Source organism: Arthrobacter sp. 05T420 (genome assembly GCF_056396305.1).
In genome coordinates, this window is record NZ_JBFTLG010000028.1 from 1 (window position 1) to 18,627 (window position 18,627).

The 18,627-nt window shown below is 66.7% G+C and carries 18 protein-coding genes, 1 tRNA gene and 1 pseudogene; 14 read left to right on the plus strand and 6 right to left on the minus strand.

Annotation, left to right across the window (positions count from 1 at the left end; translation table 11 throughout):
- A pseudogene (locus AC1DEM_RS20870) lies at nucleotides 1-788 on the minus strand (pyruvate dehydrogenase (acetyl-transferring), homodimeric type); the annotation flags it as partial.
- Between the two features lie 411 nt (nucleotides 789-1,199).
- Here AC1DEM_RS20870 and AC1DEM_RS20875 point away from each other — a divergent pair.
- From AC1DEM_RS20875 to AC1DEM_RS20910, 8 genes are all read left to right on the plus strand, one after another.
- Entirely contained in the window at nucleotides 1,200-1,619 is a 420-nt protein-coding gene (locus AC1DEM_RS20875; protein ID WP_018773429.1) for a DUF3052 domain-containing protein, read from the plus strand.
- A 29-nt stretch (nucleotides 1,620-1,648) separates the two neighbouring features.
- Nucleotides 1,649-2,146 (plus strand): peroxiredoxin, encoded by a 498-nt coding sequence (locus AC1DEM_RS20880; RefSeq protein ID WP_476886225.1) that lies wholly within the window; start codon nucleotides 1,649-1,651, stop codon nucleotides 2,144-2,146.
- A 4-nt stretch (nucleotides 2,147-2,150) separates the two neighbouring features.
- Nucleotides 2,151-3,095 (plus strand): NAD-dependent protein deacetylase, encoded by a 945-nt coding sequence (locus AC1DEM_RS20885; RefSeq protein WP_476886193.1) that lies wholly within the window; start codon nucleotides 2,151-2,153, stop codon nucleotides 3,093-3,095.
- Nucleotides 3,096-3,210: 115 nt separating this feature from the next.
- Nucleotides 3,211-3,286, plus strand: a tRNA-Val gene (locus AC1DEM_RS20890).
- A gap of 205 nt (nucleotides 3,287-3,491) precedes the next feature.
- Complete coding sequence (locus tag AC1DEM_RS20895) at nucleotides 3,492-3,782, plus strand: hypothetical protein (protein ID WP_476886194.1); 291 nt, start codon at nucleotides 3,492-3,494, stop codon at nucleotides 3,780-3,782.
- 285 nt (nucleotides 3,783-4,067) lie between these two features.
- A complete protein-coding gene (locus AC1DEM_RS20900) occupies nucleotides 4,068-4,898 on the plus strand; it encodes a fumarylacetoacetate hydrolase family protein (RefSeq protein WP_476886226.1) in 831 nt (276 codons plus the stop codon).
- A gap of 168 nt (nucleotides 4,899-5,066) precedes the next feature.
- On the plus strand, nucleotides 5,067-5,864 hold the full coding sequence (locus tag AC1DEM_RS20905; RefSeq protein WP_476886195.1) for an IclR family transcriptional regulator: 798 nt from the start codon (nucleotides 5,067-5,069) through the stop codon (nucleotides 5,862-5,864).
- A gap of 160 nt (nucleotides 5,865-6,024) precedes the next feature.
- Nucleotides 6,025-7,380, plus strand: coding sequence for an MFS transporter (locus tag AC1DEM_RS20910; protein WP_476886196.1), 1,356 nt, complete (start codon nucleotides 6,025-6,027; stop codon nucleotides 7,378-7,380).
- 537 nt (nucleotides 7,381-7,917) lie between these two features.
- On the opposite strand, the gene AC1DEM_RS20915 is transcribed toward AC1DEM_RS20910, so the two are convergent.
- Nucleotides 7,918-8,982: a D-2-hydroxyacid dehydrogenase gene (locus tag AC1DEM_RS20915; RefSeq protein ID WP_476886197.1), complete on the minus strand. Its 1,065-nt coding sequence runs from the start codon at nucleotides 8,980-8,982 to the stop codon at nucleotides 7,918-7,920.
- 83 nt (nucleotides 8,983-9,065) lie between these two features.
- Between AC1DEM_RS20915 and AC1DEM_RS20920 the strand changes: the two genes are divergently transcribed.
- Genes AC1DEM_RS20920 through AC1DEM_RS20930 form a run of 3 tightly spaced genes read left to right on the plus strand, consistent with a single transcriptional unit; the run spans nucleotide 9,066 to nucleotide 11,849 of the window.
- Entirely contained in the window at nucleotides 9,066-10,001 is a 936-nt protein-coding gene (locus tag AC1DEM_RS20920) for an NAD(P)-dependent oxidoreductase (RefSeq protein ID WP_476886227.1), read from the plus strand.
- A 13-nt stretch (nucleotides 10,002-10,014) separates the two neighbouring features.
- Nucleotides 10,015-10,785 carry an SDR family oxidoreductase gene (locus tag AC1DEM_RS20925; protein WP_476886198.1) on the plus strand — a complete coding sequence of 257 codons (771 nt, stop codon included), beginning with the start codon at nucleotides 10,015-10,017 and terminating at the stop codon, nucleotides 10,783-10,785.
- A complete protein-coding gene (locus tag AC1DEM_RS20930) occupies nucleotides 10,785-11,849 on the plus strand; it encodes an L-idonate 5-dehydrogenase (RefSeq protein WP_476886199.1) in 1,065 nt (354 codons plus the stop codon). The genes AC1DEM_RS20925 and AC1DEM_RS20930 overlap by 1 nt, the downstream gene beginning before the upstream one ends.
- A 48-nt stretch (nucleotides 11,850-11,897) precedes the next feature.
- Here the strand turns inward: AC1DEM_RS20930 and AC1DEM_RS20935 are convergent, their stop codons facing one another.
- Nucleotides 11,898-12,626 (minus strand): FadR/GntR family transcriptional regulator, encoded by a 729-nt coding sequence (locus tag AC1DEM_RS20935; protein WP_476886200.1) that lies wholly within the window; start codon nucleotides 12,624-12,626, stop codon nucleotides 11,898-11,900.
- 277 nt (nucleotides 12,627-12,903) lie between these two features.
- Here AC1DEM_RS20935 and gndA point away from each other — a divergent pair, with 277 nt between their 5' ends.
- Nucleotides 12,904-14,340, plus strand: coding sequence for an NADP-dependent phosphogluconate dehydrogenase (gndA, locus tag AC1DEM_RS20940; protein WP_018773415.1), 1,437 nt, complete (start codon nucleotides 12,904-12,906; stop codon nucleotides 14,338-14,340).
- 106 nt (nucleotides 14,341-14,446) lie between these two features.
- Nucleotides 14,447-15,280: an oxidoreductase gene (locus AC1DEM_RS20945; protein WP_476886201.1), complete on the plus strand. Its 834-nt coding sequence runs from the start codon at nucleotides 14,447-14,449 to the stop codon at nucleotides 15,278-15,280.
- Nucleotides 15,281-15,338: 58 nt separating this feature from the next.
- On the opposite strand, the gene epsC is transcribed toward AC1DEM_RS20945, so the two are convergent.
- The 3 genes from epsC to msrA all read right to left on the minus strand — a co-directional run bounded on the left by epsC (nucleotide 15,339) and on the right by msrA (nucleotide 17,488).
- Entirely contained in the window at nucleotides 15,339-15,923 is a 585-nt protein-coding gene (gene epsC / locus AC1DEM_RS20950; protein ID WP_476886202.1) for a serine O-acetyltransferase EpsC, read from the minus strand.
- Nucleotides 15,924-15,962: 39 nt separating this feature from the next.
- Nucleotides 15,963-16,898, minus strand: coding sequence for a cysteine synthase A (gene cysK, locus AC1DEM_RS20955; protein ID WP_476886203.1), 936 nt, complete (start codon nucleotides 16,896-16,898; stop codon nucleotides 15,963-15,965).
- A gap of 65 nt (nucleotides 16,899-16,963) precedes the next feature.
- The gene (msrA, locus tag AC1DEM_RS20960; protein WP_476886204.1) at nucleotides 16,964-17,488 is read right to left on the minus strand and encodes a peptide-methionine (S)-S-oxide reductase MsrA; all 525 of its coding nucleotides are present in this window, start codon (nucleotides 17,486-17,488) and stop codon (nucleotides 16,964-16,966) included.
- 99 nt (nucleotides 17,489-17,587) lie between these two features.
- Between msrA and AC1DEM_RS20965 the strand changes: the two genes are divergently transcribed.
- A complete protein-coding gene (locus AC1DEM_RS20965) occupies nucleotides 17,588-18,511 on the plus strand; it encodes a Nif3-like dinuclear metal center hexameric protein (RefSeq protein WP_476886205.1) in 924 nt (307 codons plus the stop codon).
- Nucleotides 18,512-18,627: the final 116 nt, after the last annotated feature.

Sequence of the window (18,627 nt, forward strand, 5' to 3'; positions counted from 1 at the left end):
CCGCGGGACTCGGGCTCGTCCATTTCGCCGTCGCCCAGGAACGCCCAGACCTGCTGGTCCGAGGTGTCCTTGATGCCGCGGTTGTGCAGGTACCGGTTGGACTGCGCCTGGTAGATCGCGTTCATCGGGCCGATGCCCATCGAGACCGTCGGGAATTCCCAGAACTCCGGCATCAGCCGCGGGTGCGGGTAGGAGGACAGGGCATGGCCCTCCTTGGACTTCTCCTGCCGGAAACCGTCCATGTCCTCCTCGGAGAGCCGGCCCTCCATGAAGGCGCGGGCGTACATGCCGGGGGAGGCATGGCCCTGGAAGAAGACCTGGTCCCCGCCGCCGGGGTGGTCCTTGCCACGGAAGAAGTGGTTGAACCCGACCTCGTACAGCGTCGCGGCACCGGCGTAGGTGGAGATGTGCCCGCCGACGCCGATATCGGCCCGCTGCGCCCGGTGCACCATGACGGCGGCATTCCAGCGCAGCCAGGCACGGTACTTACGCTCAATCTCCTCGTCCCCGGGGAACTCCGCTTCCTGGTCCACCGGGATGGTGTTGACGTAGTCCGTGGTGGTGACCATCGGAACACCCACGCTCTGCGCCCCGGCCCGCTGAAGCAGGCTGCGCATGATGTACTGGGCACGTTCCGTGCCCTGTTCCTGAATCAGGGTATCCAGGGACTCCAGCCATTCGGCGGTCTCTTCCGGATCACGATCAGGCAGCTGGTTTGTCAACCCGCTGAGGATATGGGAGGTATCTTCTCCTGCAGCCACGTCCAACCTCTCTTTGAGCGCATCCATCGGCACCCTCAGCTCCGGGCAGGGTGACTGCCAGGCGTGAACGCGACGTGGGCGACATATCGGTTACAACAGCCCGGTCGTATGCGCCGGGCAAAGGTCCAATCACGGTACGCCTGCCTGTAATTAGCCGGGCGGTTGCCCGGGCAGGCGTAGTCGTCATCAGCCACTCTAGTCGTGCTGGGAGATGGATGCGTAGCCGCCGCATGGACCCGCCACCGTATTTCACGGGCATACTGGTTGTGTGACGAAGCGCTGCCCGGCAGCCTTCGGATCGCGCTGTGTGACGCAGAATATGGCGGATCGCGGTGCCAACAGCTTGAAGCGAGAGCTCAAAGGGTGTTGGCTTGGAGTAATGGAAATCACTAGTGCCATTGAAAACATGAAGCAATTCACAAAGCATAGGAGCAACACGTGAGCGAGGCCGACGCCGCCACTTCGGTAAATGTGGCGGAGAAACTGGGTTTCAAAGACGGGGACCTGATTCAGGAATTCGGTTATGACGACGACGTCGACTTCGACTTGCGAGACGATATCGAAGATCTCACGGGCTCTGAGCTTCTCGACGAGGACGACCATGAGGTGGTCGATGCCGCCATTCTCTGGTGGCGGGCAGGTGACGGAGACCTTGTTGACACGCTGGTCGATTCGCTGACCACGCTCACCGAGGGCGGCGTTGTCTGGGTCCTGACTCCCAAGTCCGGCCGGGACGGCTATGTGTCGCCGGCGGACATCCAGGATGCCGCGCCCACAGCAGGGCTCCACTACACGACTTCCGCCGGCGTCTCGAAGGACTGGAGCGCCACCCGGCTGGTTACGCGGAAGAACAAGTGACCCAAGCGGCCCAGCACGAGGCCACTGCGGTGTCTGCCGCTGCGCTGCTAGCCGCCGTCGCGCCCGTTCCCGGCGTCGGCGAACCCGCCCCGGATTTCGAGCTTGCCAATCAATTCGGCGAACCGGTGCGCCTTTCGGACTTCCGCGGCCGCAACGTGGTCATCGTCTTTTATCCCTTCGCCTTCTCCGGCATCTGCACCGGGGAACTCTGCGAAATCCGGGACAACCTGGCTCTGTTCGAGGATGCCGATGCCGCCGTGCTGGCTGTCTCGGTGGACAGCAAGTTCGCCCAACGGGCCTACGCCGAGAAGGAAGGCTACGGCTTCGACCTGCTCGCCGACTTTTGGCCGCACGGCGCCGTGGCTTCGGCCTACGGGGTGTTCGACTCTGAGAGCGGGATGGCACTGCGCGGCACCTTTATCATCGACGCGGCGGGAATCGTTCGCTACGTGGTGGTGAATCCCCGCGGCCAGGCCCGGGACCTTGCCGAATACCGGACAGCACTCGCGGGACTCGGCGGGAACTGATCCGATGAGGCAGCGGCGGCCAGGAATCGGCATGACCGGGTTCGCCAGCCTCCCGCCGGTCAAGGCCGCCGAGAGTGCCGCCCAGACCGCCGCGGAGCTGCAGCGCAGCGAAATCGGGATCCTCCAGGACATCCACGCCCTGCTGTCCGGGCGGCAGTTTGCCGTGCTGACCGGTGCCGGCCTGAGCACGGATTCGGGCATCCCGGATTACCGCGGGCCCGGCGCCGCGCCGCGGACCCCCATGACCTACCAGGAATTCATCGGCGAACCCGGAAACCGGCGACGCTATTGGGCCCGCAACCACATCGGCTGGTCGCACCTGCGGCGGGCGGATCCCAATGCCGGCCATGCCGCGGTAGCCCGGCTGGAACAGCGGGGACTGCTCACCGGACTCATCACCCAGAACGTCGACCGTCTCCACGAGGACGCCGGCAGCGTCAATGTCGTGGACCTGCACGGCCGGTTCGACCAGGTTGTGTGCCTGGACTGCCGCCGGCTGTTCAGCCGCCGGATGCTGGCCAGCGTCCTGGAGGAACTCAACCCCGGATTCCTGGAACGGGCGCAGGCCGCCGGGGTGGTTGAGATGGCCCCCGACGCCGATGCCACAGTCGAGGACGCTGGACTGATCGAATCGTTCGTCGTCGCCCGCTGCCCGGCCTGCGCGGGAACCTTGAAACCGGACTTCGTCTATTTCGGGGAAAATGTGCCCAAGGACCGCGTCGAGCGCTCCTACGCCATGGTTGACGCGGCCCGTGCCCTCCTCGTGGCCGGCTCGTCGCTCACAGTGATGAGCGGCCTGCGTTTTGTCCGCCACGCGGCGAAGCAGGGCAAAACCGTGGTCATCATCAACAGGGGACCGACGCGCGGGGACAACCTCGCCACCATCAAGTTGGACGCCGGCGTCAGCGGGGCCCTGACCTGGCTCGCCGCCGAGCTGCCGGCACTGTAAGAACGGCCCTGGCTGATTGGCTTGGCGATTGGCTTGGCGATTGGCGCTTAGCCGGTGACATCCGGTACAGTAACTGTTCGTTGGTTGAAGCGCTGAGGCGCCGATACCGCGGTTTGGGTCTTTAGCTCAGCTGGTAGAGCGCCACGTTTACACCGTGGATGTCATCGGTTCGATCCCGGTAGGACCCACCACAGGAAACCCCGTCATGCAAGACCGCAAGGTCCGCAAGGCGGGGTTTTGTGCGTCCAGTTGACCCGGTCGGACGCTTTCCGACCGCCGGTTCAGTGGAATGTCTGTGCTCCGGAAATGCCCATGCCCTTATATTGCCCGAGCCCTAAATGTCCGAGAAATTGCCCGGGCCCTAAAATGTCCGAGCCCCGCCCTAGCGTGTGGGGCATGGAGCACGTGATGGTGAAGACAGGCCCGGACGGGCGGCCGCTGGCCGTGGTCCGCGGGGGCAGGGAGTGGTTGGTCGGGGCCGAGCCGGTGCGCTGGTTCGAGCGGGTCAGCTGGTGGGAGGCCGAGCGCCGGATGCCCAAGGGCCTGAGCCGAGTGGACGTCGAGGTCTGGCAGATCCAGGCAAGGCTGGGCCGCAACCGCGGATCGGCCCTGACCACCATGGAATTGATCCGGGACGGGCTCGGCGGCGGCTGGCGGCTGCGGGAGGCGGTTGCGGACGCCGCGTAGGGTGCAGGGCCTAGGGTGTCGCGCCTAGAGTGCCGGGGCCGGCGTCGACGGGCGGTTCCGCCAGCTCCTGAGGATGGTCCCGGACACCGGTGTCACCCGGGCATTGGAAAAGCCTTCCACCGCGACTATTGGGGGATGCCGCGGTGGAAGGCTTGTAACGAATATACCGTGATCGATTGGAAATGTGAAACACCGACGGCGTTTCGACGCCACCGCAATTAGGCTATTCGATGGCCTTATTCCGGGGTGCGAGACCCTGCCGCCTAGGATGTTTTCATGACCGCCATGACCGCCATTACTGCCCGCCGAATCGCCAGAGTCCGCCCCCTTTCCCGTGCGGCCGAGGACGAACACTTCTTCGTCGCCAACGACGCACCGGACTTTGGCAGTTCGGCCGGCACGTTGTGGACGGTTACCACCTCCCCATTCCCCGGTTCTGCGGCCAACGCCGGCAGCCCGCCCCGCAGCGGCTGGGAAATCGGCGCGACCGTGGATGAGGCCTCATTTACGTTCCTCGCGCCCAGCGTCCCCGCCAACGTCCTGGGCATGGCGCACAATACCGGCCGCGCGGGCCGCGAGCTTCCGCCGCAGGCTTTCCATAAGGCGGCCACCAGCGTGGTTGGCCCCGGAGACCCAATCGAACTGCGTCCGGGGGTGGGCTGCGTCGAGCCGGAGGCTGAACTGACAATCGTCGTTGGGAGCAGGTCCCGCGGGCTAACGCCCGGCAACGCCAGGGGTGCAGTCCTGGGCTACACCATTGGAAACGACGTCTCCGCCCGGGATCTGCAGAAATCCGACGAACTGTGGATCAGCGCCAAGAGCCAGGACACGTTCACGCCCCTGGGGCCGTGGATTGTCACGGACCTGACGGGGGACGACTTGGCGATCGGAATCAACCACAACGGAGCGGAACTCAAGGCGGCCAGCTCCGCCGATCTCGGCTGGAGGGTGGAGGAAATCCTCGCCTATCTGACGTCCTTCATGACTCTGCACCCGGGCGACGTAGTCCTGACGGGCTTTCCCGCCGAGTCCGCGCCAATCGTTCCCGGAGACTCTGTCACGTGCCACATTGCAGGCATCGGCCAGCTGACCAATCCCGTGGTGTCCGCTCCCTGACGGGCCGGCCGTTCACACCGCGGAGCGCTGGCAGGGGAGCCACGGGTCTGCGGCGTCGGCCGGGTCCCGATTCACGACGCCAGACATTATGATGGTTACTGTTCAGCCGACTGGACGGCATTCGATTGAGTGCCGCGGCGACTTGCGCGCGATACCTGAAGGAGAATCATGGCCGATTCCCGAGTTTCCCGAACCTCCGACGGATTGGGGAGCGCCTCACCCGCACCGGCTGTCACCCGTGCCGCCGCCGTGCTGGAAGCCCTGGCCGCATCCGCGACCGGACGCCTCACGCTCAGTGATCTGGCCAGGGAGCTGGGGATTCCGAAGTCCTCAACCTCCAACCTGCTGCTCGCACTCGAGGAGGCCAGGCTTATCCACCGCCAGGGCGCGGAGTTCACCCTCGGCCGCAAATTGGTTGAGCTGGGTGCGGCGTACCTCAGCCGCCTCGACGAGGTTCAGGAGTTCTACCGGTTCTGTGAACAGGCGCCGACACTTTCAGGAGAGACGGTCCGGATTGCCATGCTGGATGGAACGAATGTCATCTATCTCGCCCGCTATGAGGGACACCCCGCGGTACGCCTGACATCCAACATCGGCGACAAGATGCCGGTTTCCCTCTGCGCCGTGGGCAAGGCGTTGATAGCGCGACTGCATGACCACGACGTCGACGCGATGTTTGCCGACGACGCCGAACTGCCGGTCCTGACGCCGAAGTCGTTGCGCACCGGAGCTGAACTCAAGGCACAACTCAGCGTCATCCGGGAGCAGGGATACGCGTTCGAGGACGAGGAATCCACCACCGGCGTCGTGTGTCTGGCCGTGGCCGTCCCGACGCGGGGTGCCCACGGTCCCAGTCTCGGCCTCTCGGTCACTGCATTGAAGGCGACATACTCGCAGGAGCAAGGCGCCCTGATGGTGAAGGAACTCAAGGACCTTGCCCGGTCCCTGGGCAATCCCATGGGCTAGGGCCCGTAACGCCGGGCCGTCCTGAGGCGCCACGAATAAGTCTGATTATTCATTGGTTAGTCGATCACTATGCTGTACTCTGTTCAACATAGTGATCGACTCCTTGAGGGGTTGCTCACATCCCACCAGGCCAACGGGGTTCTGGAGTGTTCTTGAGGGAGTGCTTGTGACAACTCGTACTAATACATCGCTCGCTGAAGCGGACGGCGCCGTCGTCGATCCGGAACAGCTGCGACGGGCAACGCTTGCCAGCTCTGTAGGCTCCGCTCTGGAGTACTACGACTTTTACATCTATGGCCTGGCCTCGGCCCTGATCTTCGGCCCGCTGTTCTTCGCGCCGCTCGGCGAGGACGGAGCCCTGATCGCTTCCTTCGCCACGTACGGCGTAGGTTTCGCGGCACGGCCCTTTGGCGGAATGGTCTTCGGCTACATCGGCGACCGGTTCGGCCGCAAAATGGTCCTCATCCTCACCATCGCCCTGATGGGGACCGCCAGCTTTGCCATCGGCCTGCTGCCGACCTACGATCAGGCAGGCATGGTGGGCGCCGTGCTCCTGGTGTTCCTGCGCATTTGCCAGGGGCTGGGTGCCGGTGCGGAACAGGCGGGCGCCACCACGCTGATCTCCGAAGTCGCGCCGCGCCGCCGTCGTGGTTTCTTCGCCGCTCTCCCGTTCGTCGGCATCCAGCTGGGCACCTTGCTCGGCGCCGGCACGTTTGCCCTCATTGCCATGGCCGACAAGGCCACCCTGCAAGGCTGGCTGTGGCGGGTGCCCTTCCTGGCCAGTGTGCTCCTGATTGTGGTGGCCCTATTCATTCGGCTTCGGCTGAAGGAAACGCCGGTGTTCCAGGAGCTGGAGAAGCACAAGAATGTGGTCAAGAACCCCATCGGCCAGCTGTGGAAGCACTCCAAGAAGAACGTGCTGATCGGCATCGGCCTTCGGATGGGCGAAAACGGGAACTCCTCGATCTACTCCGCCCTGTTGATCGCGTTCCTGGCGTCAAAGGACGGCGTTTTTCCCGGCGACAAATTCATCGGTCCGGTTGGCCTGCTCATTGCAGCAGGGTTCGCCGCCGTCATGGTGATCACCTTCGGCGCGCTCTCGGACAGGTTCGGCCGCGTTCCGGTCTACCGCTACGGTGCACTGTTCCAGGCGCTCATCGCCTTGCCGGCGTTCTACCTGGTCACCCTGGGCAACGTCACACTCGTCTGGATTGTCATGGTGGTGGGCATCGCCCTCGGCGTTCAGTCCATGCTCGGCCCGCAGTGCCCGCTGCTGCCTGAACTCTTCGGCTCGCAGTACCGCTTCACCGGCGTGGCCATGAGCCGCGAGTTCTCCGCCGTCCTGGCCGGTGGGATGGTCCCGCTGGTAGGCGCCGCGCTTCTGGCCGCCACGGACCATTCCTGGCTGGTCCTTGCCATCTACTCGCTGGTGCTTGCGCTGATCTCGTTCGTCACCACCTTCTTCACTCCCGAGACGGTGGGACGCGACCTCCTCCTGATTGAGGACGCCAGCTAGGCGCAGCCGCCCTTCTCAGCCCGCCCCCTGCGGGACACTTCAGGCCGTGGCCCCTTCCGCCCAGGAAGGGGCCACGGCCTTTTCTGCGACACGGGAAGCGCTTGGCGCCGCGCACAATACCCGGCGCGACCGAAATACCTGCGTCGAGGGACAATATGCGCGTCGCGGAGCGGGAGGTGCGGCGTCAGGGTGGATGCGCGTCGCCTTCCGCCCAGGGGGGCCACGGCCATTTCTGCGACACGGGAAGCGCTTGGCGCCGCGCACAATACCCGGCGCGACCGGAATACCCGCGTCGACACGCAATATGCGCGTCGCGGAGCGGGACACGCATCGCCGGGAAAGAGCCGCGTCGCGGAGCGGGACACGCATCGCCGGGCAAAAGCCGCGTCGCGGAGCGGGAGGTGCGGCGTCAGGGTGAGTGCGCGTCGCCAGCCGGAGCTGCGGCCCAACGCGGCCCAGCGCGGCGCGCCGGACAGCAAAGGGCGGCCCGACCGTTTCCGGTGGGGCCGCCCTGGGTGCTTGGTGCGGAAGCGGGGTTTAGTAGAAGTGGACCGTGTCCACGAGGTGGGGGAGTTCGCCGCCGTCGAGGTAGGTCCGCAGGTTGCTGCAGAAGCGCTCGGCGATCAGCCGGTTTTCGGCTGCGCTGAGGGCCGAGGTGTGCGGGGAGACCATCACCCTGGGGTGGGTCCACAGCGGGCTGTCCTGCGGGAGCGGCTCCACGGCAAAGACGTCCAGGCAGGCGTAGGAGACCTGGCCGTTGCCCAGCGCCTCCAGGAGCGCCTCCTCATCCACCACGGTGCCGCGGCCCACGTTGACGAAGACGGTTCCGGGCTTCATGGCAGCGAAGACCTCGCGGCCGAAGAGCTTCTCGGTGTACGGCGTGCCGGGAAGGGTGTTGACGACGGCGTCTGCGGTGCCGAGCAGCCCGGCGAGGCCGTCGTTGTCCGTGACCACGTCGATCCCGTCGATGGGCCCCACGGTCCGCTTGGTGCCGCTGACGATCATGCCCAGGGCGCGGGCGATCCGTGCGGTCTCGAGCCCGATCTCGCCCAGCCCGGTGACCACCAGGCGGGAGCCATTAACCAGGCGGGTGGGGGTGCGGAGCTCGGGCCAGAGCCTGGCGGCCTGGTCCTGGGCCAGTTCCGCGCTGCGCTTGAAGCCGTTCAGGATGCCGAGGGCGGCGAATTCGGCCAGCGGCAGGGCATGCACCCCGGCGGAGGTGGTGACCTTGAACTTCTGTAGCGTCGCGGCGTCCAGTCCCGAGGCCTTCACGGCACCGCCGGCACCTGCCGCCATGGCATGGATCCACTCAAGGCGGGGGTTGCTGCCGGCGATCCTGGCGAGGCCCGCCGGGCTTTCGTTGGGGAGCCCGTACAGGACCTGGGCCTTGTTGAGCATGTCCCAGTAGCGCTCTTCCTGTTCTGGCGTCCGGCGGAAGTCCGGATCGCCCGCATGGTCGGCGGGAAAGCGTTCCGGCGGCAGGAGCTCGGGCTCGTAGAGGACGGTCACGGACGGGTCTACGGCGCGGATGCGTTCCACCAGCTCTGCTTCGAGCGGGACGGCGATCGCGACGGTGGTTTGGGTCGTCATAGTGTTCATCATACTGAATGGAGGCTAGAATGCTGAACAGTTTCAAATGTTAACCACTGCAAAGATTAGCCACGACGATGTGAGGCAGCATGGAGATGGACCGCAAGGAGGCCGGCTTCGTCGGCCTCGGACTGATGGGTGCGCCGATGGCCGCCAACCTCCTCGCGGCGGGGTGGGCCGTCAGCGCCTGGAACCGGTCGCCGGCGGCCCTGGAGGCCTTCGTGGCCCGGGGCGGATCCAGCGTGGCCGCGGCCGAGGCTCTCCGCGACCTGCCCGTCATCGTCTTCATGCTCCCGGATCTGTCCGACATTGAAGATGTCAGCGCCCCGCTCCTGGCCGGCTGGGCCGCCAGGCCGCCCGCCCCCGGAACCGCCGTGGTGGTCATGAGCAGCGTCTCGCCCTCTGCGGTGCAAGAATTCGGGGCGCGCGTCGCGGAGGCGAGCGGAGGCAACGCCGTCGTCGTCGATGCGCCCGTCAGCGGCGGCACGAAAGGTGCGGTGGACGGAACCCTCGCCATCATGGCCGGCGCCAGCGAGGAAGACTTCCGCCGGCTCCTGCCGCTCTTCAGCGCGATGGGTAGCACCGTGCGGCGGCTCGGACCGCTGGGTGCGGGATCGCTCGCCAAGGCGTGCAACCAGCTGATCGTCGGAACTACGACGGCGGCGCTCGCCGAGGCCGCGGAGCTCGCCGAACGCTCCGGCATGGACGTGGCCGCCCTCTACGAAGTGCTCGCGGGCGGACTGGCCGGCAGCCGGGTCCTGGACATCGTGGGGCCACGGCTCGCCGCCAAGAACTACGAGCCCACCGGACCGGCCAAGTTCATGCACAAGGACCTGTCCTTCGTGCTCGAAAGCGCCTCGGCGGCCGGTGCCGCGGTACCGATGGCTGCCGCCGGCGTCGAGCTCTACGCGGAACTCAAGCGCCAAGGGCTGGGGGACCGGGACCTCGCCGTCGTGCGGCAAACCATCTCGAATCTCAGCGACAACACCACAGTCAGCACAACAGTTAATCCAGCAGTGAAGACCAAATGAGGATCAGCAAACCATGAATGGACTATTTGACCTGACGGGGCGTGTAGCCCTGGTGACCGGTTCGAGCCGGGGGATCGGCAACGCCCTGGCCCGGGCCCTGGCCGACGCCGGCGCCACCGTGGTGCTCAACGGCATCAACCCGGCCCGGCTCAAGGCCGCCGAGGCCGCGATGGCCGCGGACTACCCGCCGGGCCGGGTGCACGGCTGCGCCTTCGATGTCACCAGCGACGCCGAGGCCGCCCGGGGCGTGGCCTGGGTGGAGGAGAACGTGGGGCCGCTGGCGATCCTGGTGAACAACGCCGGCATCCAGCACCGGGTCCCGATGCTGGAGCTCGACGTCGCGGACTGGGACCGGGTGATCGCCACGGACCTGACCAGCGCCTTCCTGGTGGGCCGCGCCGCGGCCCGGCACATGATCCTCCGGGGCCGGGGCAAGATCATCAACATCTGCTCGGTCCAGACCGACCTCGCCCGGCCCACCATCGCCCCCTATGTGGCGGCCAAGGGCGGGCTGCGGAACCTGACCCGGGCGATGACCGCGGAATGGGCCGGGTCCGGGCTGCAGATCAACGGCATCGCGCCGGGCTACATCCATACCGAGATGACGCAGAACCTCGTGGACGATGAGGCGTTCAACGCCTGGATCCTGGGCCGGACCCCGGCGCACCGGTGGGGGACCGTGCAGGACCTGGCCGGTCCCGCGGTGTGGCTGGCCTCCAGCGGCTCGGACTTCGTCAACGGCCAAACCATCTTCATCGACGGCGGAATGACGGTGGTGGTCTAATGGGCGCCGCGGCACAACTCCCGGCCACGGCCCCGGCGGTGGTGGCCCACGCGGCGGGAGACCTGCGGATCGAGGACATTCCCGTGCCTGCACCGGCGCCCGATGAGGCCGTCATCGAAGTGGCCTTCGGCGGCATCTGCGGCTCCGACCTGCACTACTGGCTGCACGGTGCGGCGGGCGAATCCATCCTGAAAGCTCCCCTGGTCCTGGGCCACGAGATCGTGGGAACCGTGGTCCGGGCCGCCGCGGACGGATCGGGCCCAGCGCCCGGCACGCCCGTCGCAGTCCATCCCGCCACACCCGGTCCGGGCAGCGCCCGGTACCCCGCAGACCGGCCCAACCTGTCACCAGGGTGCACCTACCTGGGCAGCGCCGCACGCTATCCGCACACCGACGGGGCCTTCAGCCGCTACGCCACGCTGCCTGCCAGGATGCTCCGGCCCCTGCCGGCGGGCCTGGAACTGCGGACCGCGGCCCTGGCGGAACCGGCCAGCGTCGCATGGCACGCCGTGTCGCGCGCCGGGGACGTCGCGGGAAAGACGGCGCTGGTGATCGGCAGCGGCCCCATCGGCGCGCTGGCGGTGGCGGTCCTCAAGCGGGCCGGCGCAGTCCGGATCGTGGCCGTGGACATGCACGACAGACCGCTGGAAATCGCCCGTGCCGTGGGAGCCGACGCCGTCCTCAAGGGGGACGACGTCGAGGCGATCGCGGCGGTGGAGGCGGACGTCGTCATCGAGTCCTCAGGCAGCCACCAGGGCCTGGCCTCTGCGATCAAGGGCGCGGTCCGCGGCGGCAGGGTGGTGATGGTGGGACTGCTGCCCTCGGGCCCGCAGCCGGTCCTGATCTCCCTGGCCATCACGCGCGAGCTCGAGCTGGTGGGCTCGTTCCGCTTCAACGACGAAATCGATGAGGTTCTCGGTGCACTCGCCGACGGATCGCTGCTGGTGGATCCCGTGGTCACCCACACCTTTTCGCTGGACCGCGGACTGGAAGCGTTCGACGTCGCCAGGAATGCGGCTGTTTCCGGGAAGGTCCTGCTGGACTTCCGCCCGGCCCCGGCGTGAGGCGCGCCGCCGTCGTCGGGCCCGGGGATCCGGTCCGCCAGGGGTGAGCTAGTGCCGCTCGACCGGGACGAACACCCGCGGCTGGTTCTTCCAGCTCGGCTCCATCTCCGAGATGGTCTCCCGCATGATCCGGTTGGAGGCCTCGCGGGCGGCGGCGGCATCCCCGGCGGCGATGGCTTCGGCCACCTCCACGTGCCACTGCAGCGCCGTCTCCCGCGGGTGGTCCGGCATCAGGCCGTGGAGGGTGCGGCCGGTCAGGGTCTCGGTCACTTGGCCCACCATGTTGGCAAACATCTCGTTGCCGGAGCCGGTCAGCAACAGGGAATGGAACAGGATGTCCAGATCCAGGAACCGGGGCACGTCCCCGGCCTGCCCGGCGTCGCGCATGGCGTGCGAGATCTCCACGAGCTCCCGGCGGAGTGCCTCGGGGGCGTTGGCCGCTGCCAGTTCGGCGGCCACCGGCTCGACGGCGGTGCGGAGCTCGGCCAGGGAGCGCAACTGGGCGCCGCGGCCCTCACCGGCCAGGCGCCAGCGGATCACGAGCGGATCGAACGGGTTCCAGCGGTTCGAGGGCAGCACCCGGATGCCGACCCGCTTGATGGTCTCAACCAGGCCCAGGGACTGGAGAACCCGGACGGCCTCCCGGACCACCGAGCGGGAGACCTTGAGTTCGTCCTCAAGGTGCTCCGCAAGCATGACGTGCCCGGGCGGCAGCTCGCCGGCCACGATCCGGGTTCCGAGGTGCTCAATGGCACGATGATGGAGGCTGGTTGACATAGTCGTAAGCATAATGCTGTGGACCTGCTCCGGGCCGACCGGCGTGGCGGGCGCCGGTGATCATAGACTGTTTATGACGCACAGTATTCCGCTACGTGGGCGCTGCTTTCCCGCAGCCCGCGGAAATACATATGGTTTATGGACAGCCACAAATCCTCAAGAGCGGGTTCTGCCCTTTGCGGCGCAACCTGCCGAGTCCTAGATGAACGTCTTAGATGAACCGCCGTGCATCCATGGTCCACAAAATCATGGTGCACAGAAATGAATTGGAGTTTTGATGTCAGCACACATCGGTGTTACCGGCCTCGCCGTGATGGGGGCCAACCTCGCACGCAACCTGGCCCGGAACGGCTTCACCGTTGCCCTGCACAACCGGTCGGTGGAAAAGACAGACACCCTGCTCGCCAAGTACGGCGATGAGGGCGACTTCGTCCGCACGGAGACCCTCCAGGAACTCGTTGATTCTCTGGAGAAGCCGCGCCGCGTACTGATCATGGTCAAGGCCGGCAAGCCGGTCGATTCCGTGATCGAGCAGCTCGAGCCGCTTCTGGAGGCGGGCGACATCATCATCGACGCCGGCAACTCGCACTATGAGGACACCCGCCGCCGCGAGGCCGCGCTCGCCAAGAAGGACCTGCACTTCGTCGGCATCGGAGTCTCCGGTGGCGAGGAAGGCGCCCTCAACGGCCCCTCGATCATGCCGGGCGGTTCCAAGGAGTCCTACGACGCCCTCGGCCCGCTGCTGGAAAAGATCGCCGCGCACGTCGACGGCCAGCCCTGCTGCGCCTGGATCGGCACCGACGGCGCCGGCCACTTCGTCAAGATGGTCCACAACGGGATCGAATACGCCGACATGCAGGTCATCGGCGAGGCCTTCGACCTCCTGCGCTCCGGCGCCGGAATCGAACCGGCCGAGCAGGCCAAGATCTTCGAAGAGTGGAACAAGGGCGACCTCGCCTCCTTCCTGATCGAAATCTCCGCCGAGGTCCTCGGCCACGTCGATGCGAAGACCGGCAAGCCGTTCGTCGACGTCGTGGTGGATGCTGCCGGCCAGAAGGGCACCGGCCGCTGGACGGTCATCTCCGCGCTCGAACTCGGTTCCCCGACATCGGGCATCGCAGAGTCCGTCTTCGCCCGGGCCCTGTCCTCGCAGGCGGAGCAGCGTGTGCTGGCCCAGGAGCTGCTGGCCGGCGGCGAGGCCGCCGTCGAGGTCCCCGAGAGTTTCGTCGAAGACGTCCGCCAGGCGCTTTACGCCTCCAAGCTGGTCTCCTACGCCCAGGGGCTGGACATGCTCACCTCTGCGGCCAAGGAATACGGCTGGGACCTGAAGCTGGATGAGATCGCCTCGCTGTGGCGCGGCGGCTGCATCATCCGCGCGGAACTGCTCAAGGAGATCACCAAGGCCTACGCCGCGGCGGAGAAGCCGGCCAACCTGCTCTTCGCGCCGGCGTTCACCAAGGCGATCGCCGAGGTCCTCCCGGCCTGGCGCCGGGTAGTGTCCACCGCGGTGCAGCTCGGCATCCCGGTGCCGGTGTTCTCCTCCTCACTGGCCTACTACGACGGCCTGCGCCGCAAGCGCCTGCCGGCCGCCGTCATCCAGGGCCAGCGCGACCTCTTCGGTGCGCACACCTACGGCCGCGTCGACGCCGAGGGCACGTTCCACACCCTCTGGGGCGAGGACAAGTCCGAGATCGAGGCAGTCGACACCCACTAGCAGCACCATAGACGGCCGGCCCTTTCCAGATACTCTGGGAGGCGCCGGCCGTCCGTGTCTCCGGCCGCTCCTGCCGAAGGAGTTCAGCGCCCAAGGAGTTTTGCTCATGCCCCAGCCCGTAGCGTTTGTCACCGGTGCGTCCACCGGGATCGGCTTTGAAACCGCGAAAAAGCTTGCATCGGCCGGCTTCACCGTCTATGCCGGGGCCCGGCGGGTGGAGAAAATGGAGCCGTTGAAGGCCTCCGGCGTCAAGGTGATGGCATTGGACGTGACGGATGAGGCCTCGATGAGCGCCGCCGTCGGGGAAGTGCTGGCCGTGCACGGCCGGATCGATGTCCTGGTCAACAACGCCGGCTACGGGACGTACGGTTCGCTCGAGGAGGTGGAGCTGGCCGAGGGGCGGCGTCAGTTCGACGTGAACGTCTTCGGCCTGGCGCGGATGACGCAGCTCGTGATCCCCGCCATGCGGGCCGCGCGGGCGGGCCGGATCATCAACATCTCATCGATCGGCGGCAAGATGTACGAGCCGCTGGGCGCCTGGTACCACGCGACAAAGTTTGCGGTGGAGGGCCTGAGCGATTCGTTGCGGCTCGAGCTCAAGCCGCACGGCATCGACGTGGCCATCATCGAGCCCGCCGGGACGCTGTCGGAGTGGGGCGCCATTGCGGCGCAGGGGCTGTTGGCCAGCTCCGGGAGTGGCCCGTACGGGGCCCAGGCCAAGGTGGTGGCGGCCGCGCTGGCCACCACGGACAACGCGGCAACCTCGGCGCGGCCGGAGCTCGCCGCCGAGGCGATCCTGCACGCGGCGACGGCGCGGCGGCCCAAGACACGGTACCCGGTGGGTGCCAGCGCCCGGGGGATCCTCATGCTGCGCCACCTGCTGCCGGACCGGGCGTTCGACGCCATCCTGTGGAACATTTACAAGCGGTTCCCCGGGTAGGACCGCCGAGGCCCCGGGAGCGGGCCGCCGGACCGCTGCCGGGCAGTCAGTAGGGGTCCTAGATGTGGTAATCGATCAGGTATTCGGCCGGGTCGACGGCGGGCTTGGTCTCACGCTGCGAGTCGCGGTGCCGCCAGGTGGCCGGCACACCGGTGACGATCGATTCAGCCGGGGCATCCTTGACCACCACGGCGTTGGCGCCGACGGCGCTGTCCCGACCGATGGTGATGGGGCCCAGGATCTTGGCCCCGGCGCCGATCACCACGCGGTCCTCGATGGTGGGATGGCGTTTGATCTTGGCGAGAGAGCGGCCACCGAGGGTCACGCCGTGGTAGATCATGACGTCCTCGCCGATCTCGGCGGTCTCGCCGATGACCACGCCCATGCCGTGATCGATGAAGAAACGCCGGCCGATGGTCGCGCCGGGGTGGATCTCGATGCCGGTGAGGAACCGGGCGAGCTGGGAGATGAGCCGTGCCGGGAACCGCAGGACCGGGTTTTGCCACAGCCGGTGCGTCAGGCGGTGGAACCAGATTGCGTGCAGGCCGGAATAGGCGAAGAAGTTCTCAAAAGAACCTCGAGCCGCCGGGTCGTGGGACCGGGCGGCGTCGAGGTCTTCCTTCAGTCTTGCGAAGAAGCTCACAAAGACCTTTCTGGGGAATCGTGGGACAGCGGCAGGGACTTAGCCGCGGATGTCGTCGTACAGCACGGTGGAGATGTAGCGCTCACCAAAGTCGCAAACCACTGCAACAATGAGTTTACCGGCGTTCTCCGGGCGTTTGGCGAGCTCCAGGGCCGCCCAGACGATGGCGCCGGAGGAGATGCCTCCCAGGATGCCTTCCTTGATGCCGAGTTCGCGCGCCACGCGGACGGAGTCTTCCAAGGTGGCGTCGATGACCTCGTCGTACACGTTGGTGTCCAGGATTTCCGGGACGAAGTTCGCGCCGAGGCCCTGGATCTTGTGCGGGCCCGGGGCGCCGCCGTTGAGGATGGCGGAGTCCTTCGGCTCGACGGCGACGATCTGGACACCCGGCCGGCGTTCCTTCAGGACCTGGCCGACGCCGGTGACGGTGCCGCCGGTGCCGACGCCGGCGACGAAGATGTCCACCTTCCCGTCGGTGTCGGTCCAGATTTCCTCGGCCGTGGTGCGGCGGTGGACCTCCGGGTTGGCCTCGTTGGCGAACTGCTGGGCCCAGATGGAGTTCTCCGTGTTGGCCACGATCTCCTGGGCCTTCTCCACGGCACCGCGCATGCCCTCGGAGCCGGGGGTCAGGACAATCTCGGCGCCGTACGCGCGGAGCATGACCCGGCGCTCGGTGGACATCGTTTCGGGCATGGTCAGGATGACCCGGTAGCCGCGGGCCGCGCCCACCATGGCCAGGGCGATTCCGGTGTTGCCGGACGTGCCTTCGACAATGGTGCCGCCGGGCTTGAGGGCACCGGACTTCTCGGCAGCATCAATGATGGCGACGCCGATCCGGTCCTTGACGCTGTTGGCCGGGTTGTAGAACTCCAGCTTGACCGCCACGGTGGCGTCCAGGCCTTCGGTCAGCCGGTTCAGCCGGACCAGCGGAGTTCCGCCCACCAGCTGGGTTACATCGTCATAGATCGGTGCCATGTATGTATGCCTGTCTTTGAGGAGGGTTGACTGAGGTCAGCCTAACGAGCGGTCACAGGCCCTAGCTAAGCATTAAGCCATGCAGAGTAATATTTCCTCGCCTTGGCCAGCTTCGGGTTGATGATGACGTTGCAGTAGCCCTCCTCGGGGTACTTGGCGTAGAAGTCCTGGTGGATTTCCTCGGCCACATGGAACTTCGGCCGCCGGCTGACCTCGGTGACGATCGGGTGCTTCCACAGGGCCTGGTTCCGTTCGATCGCCTCCTCGAACAGGATCTTTTCCTCGGTGGTCTCGTAGAACATCGAGGACCGGTACTGGGTCCCGACGTCGTAGCCCTGCCGGTTCAGTGTGGTGGGATCGTGGAGGGCGAAGAACATGTCCAGGATGACCTCGGCGGGAATGATGTCCTCGTCGAACGTCACCGCCACCACCTCGGCGTGGCCTGTGGTCCCGGAGCATACAGAGTAGTAGTCGGGGTTGTGGTCATGGCCTCCGGTGTAGCCCGAGACGACCGAGCTGACGCCCTTGGTTTTCTGGTAGACGGCGTCGAGGCACCAAAAGCAGCCTCCGCCGAGCACAAAAGTTCTCATGCACTGTTCAATGGTTCGAGGGCCCCGATGATTCCCCACCCACCTTACGAGAGTGTTACGAGTGACCGGGGCGCGCGCGGATAGGGTAAAAATGGGGGTATGGAACCTGTGAACACCGATGTTTCAGCGGAATCCGACGGCCCTGCTGCCGCCGTCGACGGCGATACGGGCACCGGTGAGGCCTCGGGCGCCGCGACGCTGGGCATGATCCAGCTGGCCGTGGAGGAGCTCTGGCCCGAGTCGCTGGCCGAGGACTGGGACGAGGTGGGTCTCGTGGCGGGCCACCCGGGCGCCGAGGTGCACCGGGTCATGTTCGCAGTCGATCCGACCACCGATGTGATCGAGGAAGCCATCGACTTCGGTGCCGAGCTGCTCATCACGCACCACCCGCTGCTGCTCAAGGGCGTGACGTCCGTCGCCGCGAACACGGCCAAGGGCAAAGCCGTGCACCGGCTCATCGAGTCCGGGACCGCGCTGATGACCGTTCACACCAACGGTGACTCCGCCGTCGGGGGCGTCTCCGACGTCCTGGCTGACGCTCTGGGCCTGCAGAACGTGGCCCCGCTGACCCCTGCGGCGAACGGGCTCCCGGAGGAAGGCATCGGCCGTGTCGGCGACCTCGAAGAGGTCCTGACGCTGGGTGACTTCGCTGCCCGCGTGTTCGGCATCCTGCCCTCGGTGGCCGGGGGCGTGCGGGTGTCGGGTGACCGGGACGGGCTGATCCGGCGGGTGGCTGTCTGCGGCGGCGCCGGCGATTCCCTCTTCGGCGAGGTCCGGGCAAGCAACGCGGACGTCTACGTGACGGCGGATCTGCGGCACCACCCGGCATCGGAAGCCCGGGAGGCGGCGGTCAACGACCGGCCCTACCTGATCGACGTGTCCCACTTCGCCAGCGAATGGCTGTGGCTCCCTGCCGCCGCCGAAGCGCTGGGCAATGTGCTCACCGATCAGGGCCACGACGTCGAGATCCGGGTCAGCACCACCAACAGCGACCCGTGGGACTTCATTCTGACTCCGGGCTAAGCCTGGCGTGCGAGGGGCCCCGGGTGAGCGCAGCGAGGCCGGGGAGCACGCTAGGCGCTAGAGTCTTAGGAGCGCCGATACGGTGCCCGGCTTCGGCCGGATTGGATTTAGCGGAG

Excerpts from the sequence above, each read along its gene's own strand:
- AC1DEM_RS20885 (WP_476886193.1), top strand. The coding sequence starts at position 2,151 with ATGAGGCAGCGGCGGCCAGGAATCGGCATGACCGGGTTCGCCAGCCTC.
- AC1DEM_RS20895 (WP_476886194.1), top strand. The coding sequence starts at position 3,492 with ATGGAGCACGTGATGGTGAAGACAGGCCCGGACGGGCGGCCGCTGGCC.
- AC1DEM_RS20900 (WP_476886226.1), top strand. The coding sequence starts at position 4,068 with ATGACCGCCATTACTGCCCGCCGAATCGCCAGAGTCCGCCCCCTTTCC.
- AC1DEM_RS20905 (WP_476886195.1), top strand. The coding sequence starts at position 5,067 with ATGGCCGATTCCCGAGTTTCCCGAACCTCCGACGGATTGGGGAGCGCC.
- AC1DEM_RS20915 (WP_476886197.1), bottom strand. The coding sequence starts at position 8,982 with ATGATGAACACTATGACGACCCAAACCACCGTCGCGATCGCCGTCCCG.
- AC1DEM_RS20920 (WP_476886227.1), top strand. The coding sequence starts at position 9,066 with ATGGACCGCAAGGAGGCCGGCTTCGTCGGCCTCGGACTGATGGGTGCG.
- AC1DEM_RS20925 (WP_476886198.1), top strand. The coding sequence starts at position 10,015 with ATGAATGGACTATTTGACCTGACGGGGCGTGTAGCCCTGGTGACCGGT.
- AC1DEM_RS20930 (WP_476886199.1), top strand. The coding sequence starts at position 10,785 with ATGGGCGCCGCGGCACAACTCCCGGCCACGGCCCCGGCGGTGGTGGCC.
- AC1DEM_RS20935 (WP_476886200.1), bottom strand. The coding sequence starts at position 12,626 with ATGTCAACCAGCCTCCATCATCGTGCCATTGAGCACCTCGGAACCCGG.
- gndA (WP_018773415.1), top strand. The coding sequence starts at position 12,904 with ATGTCAGCACACATCGGTGTTACCGGCCTCGCCGTGATGGGGGCCAAC.
- AC1DEM_RS20945 (WP_476886201.1), top strand. The coding sequence starts at position 14,447 with ATGCCCCAGCCCGTAGCGTTTGTCACCGGTGCGTCCACCGGGATCGGC.
- cysK (WP_476886203.1), bottom strand. The coding sequence starts at position 16,898 with ATGGCACCGATCTATGACGATGTAACCCAGCTGGTGGGCGGAACTCCG.
- msrA (WP_476886204.1), bottom strand. The coding sequence starts at position 17,488 with ATGAGAACTTTTGTGCTCGGCGGAGGCTGCTTTTGGTGCCTCGACGCC.
- AC1DEM_RS20965 (WP_476886205.1), top strand. The coding sequence starts at position 17,588 with ATGGAACCTGTGAACACCGATGTTTCAGCGGAATCCGACGGCCCTGCT.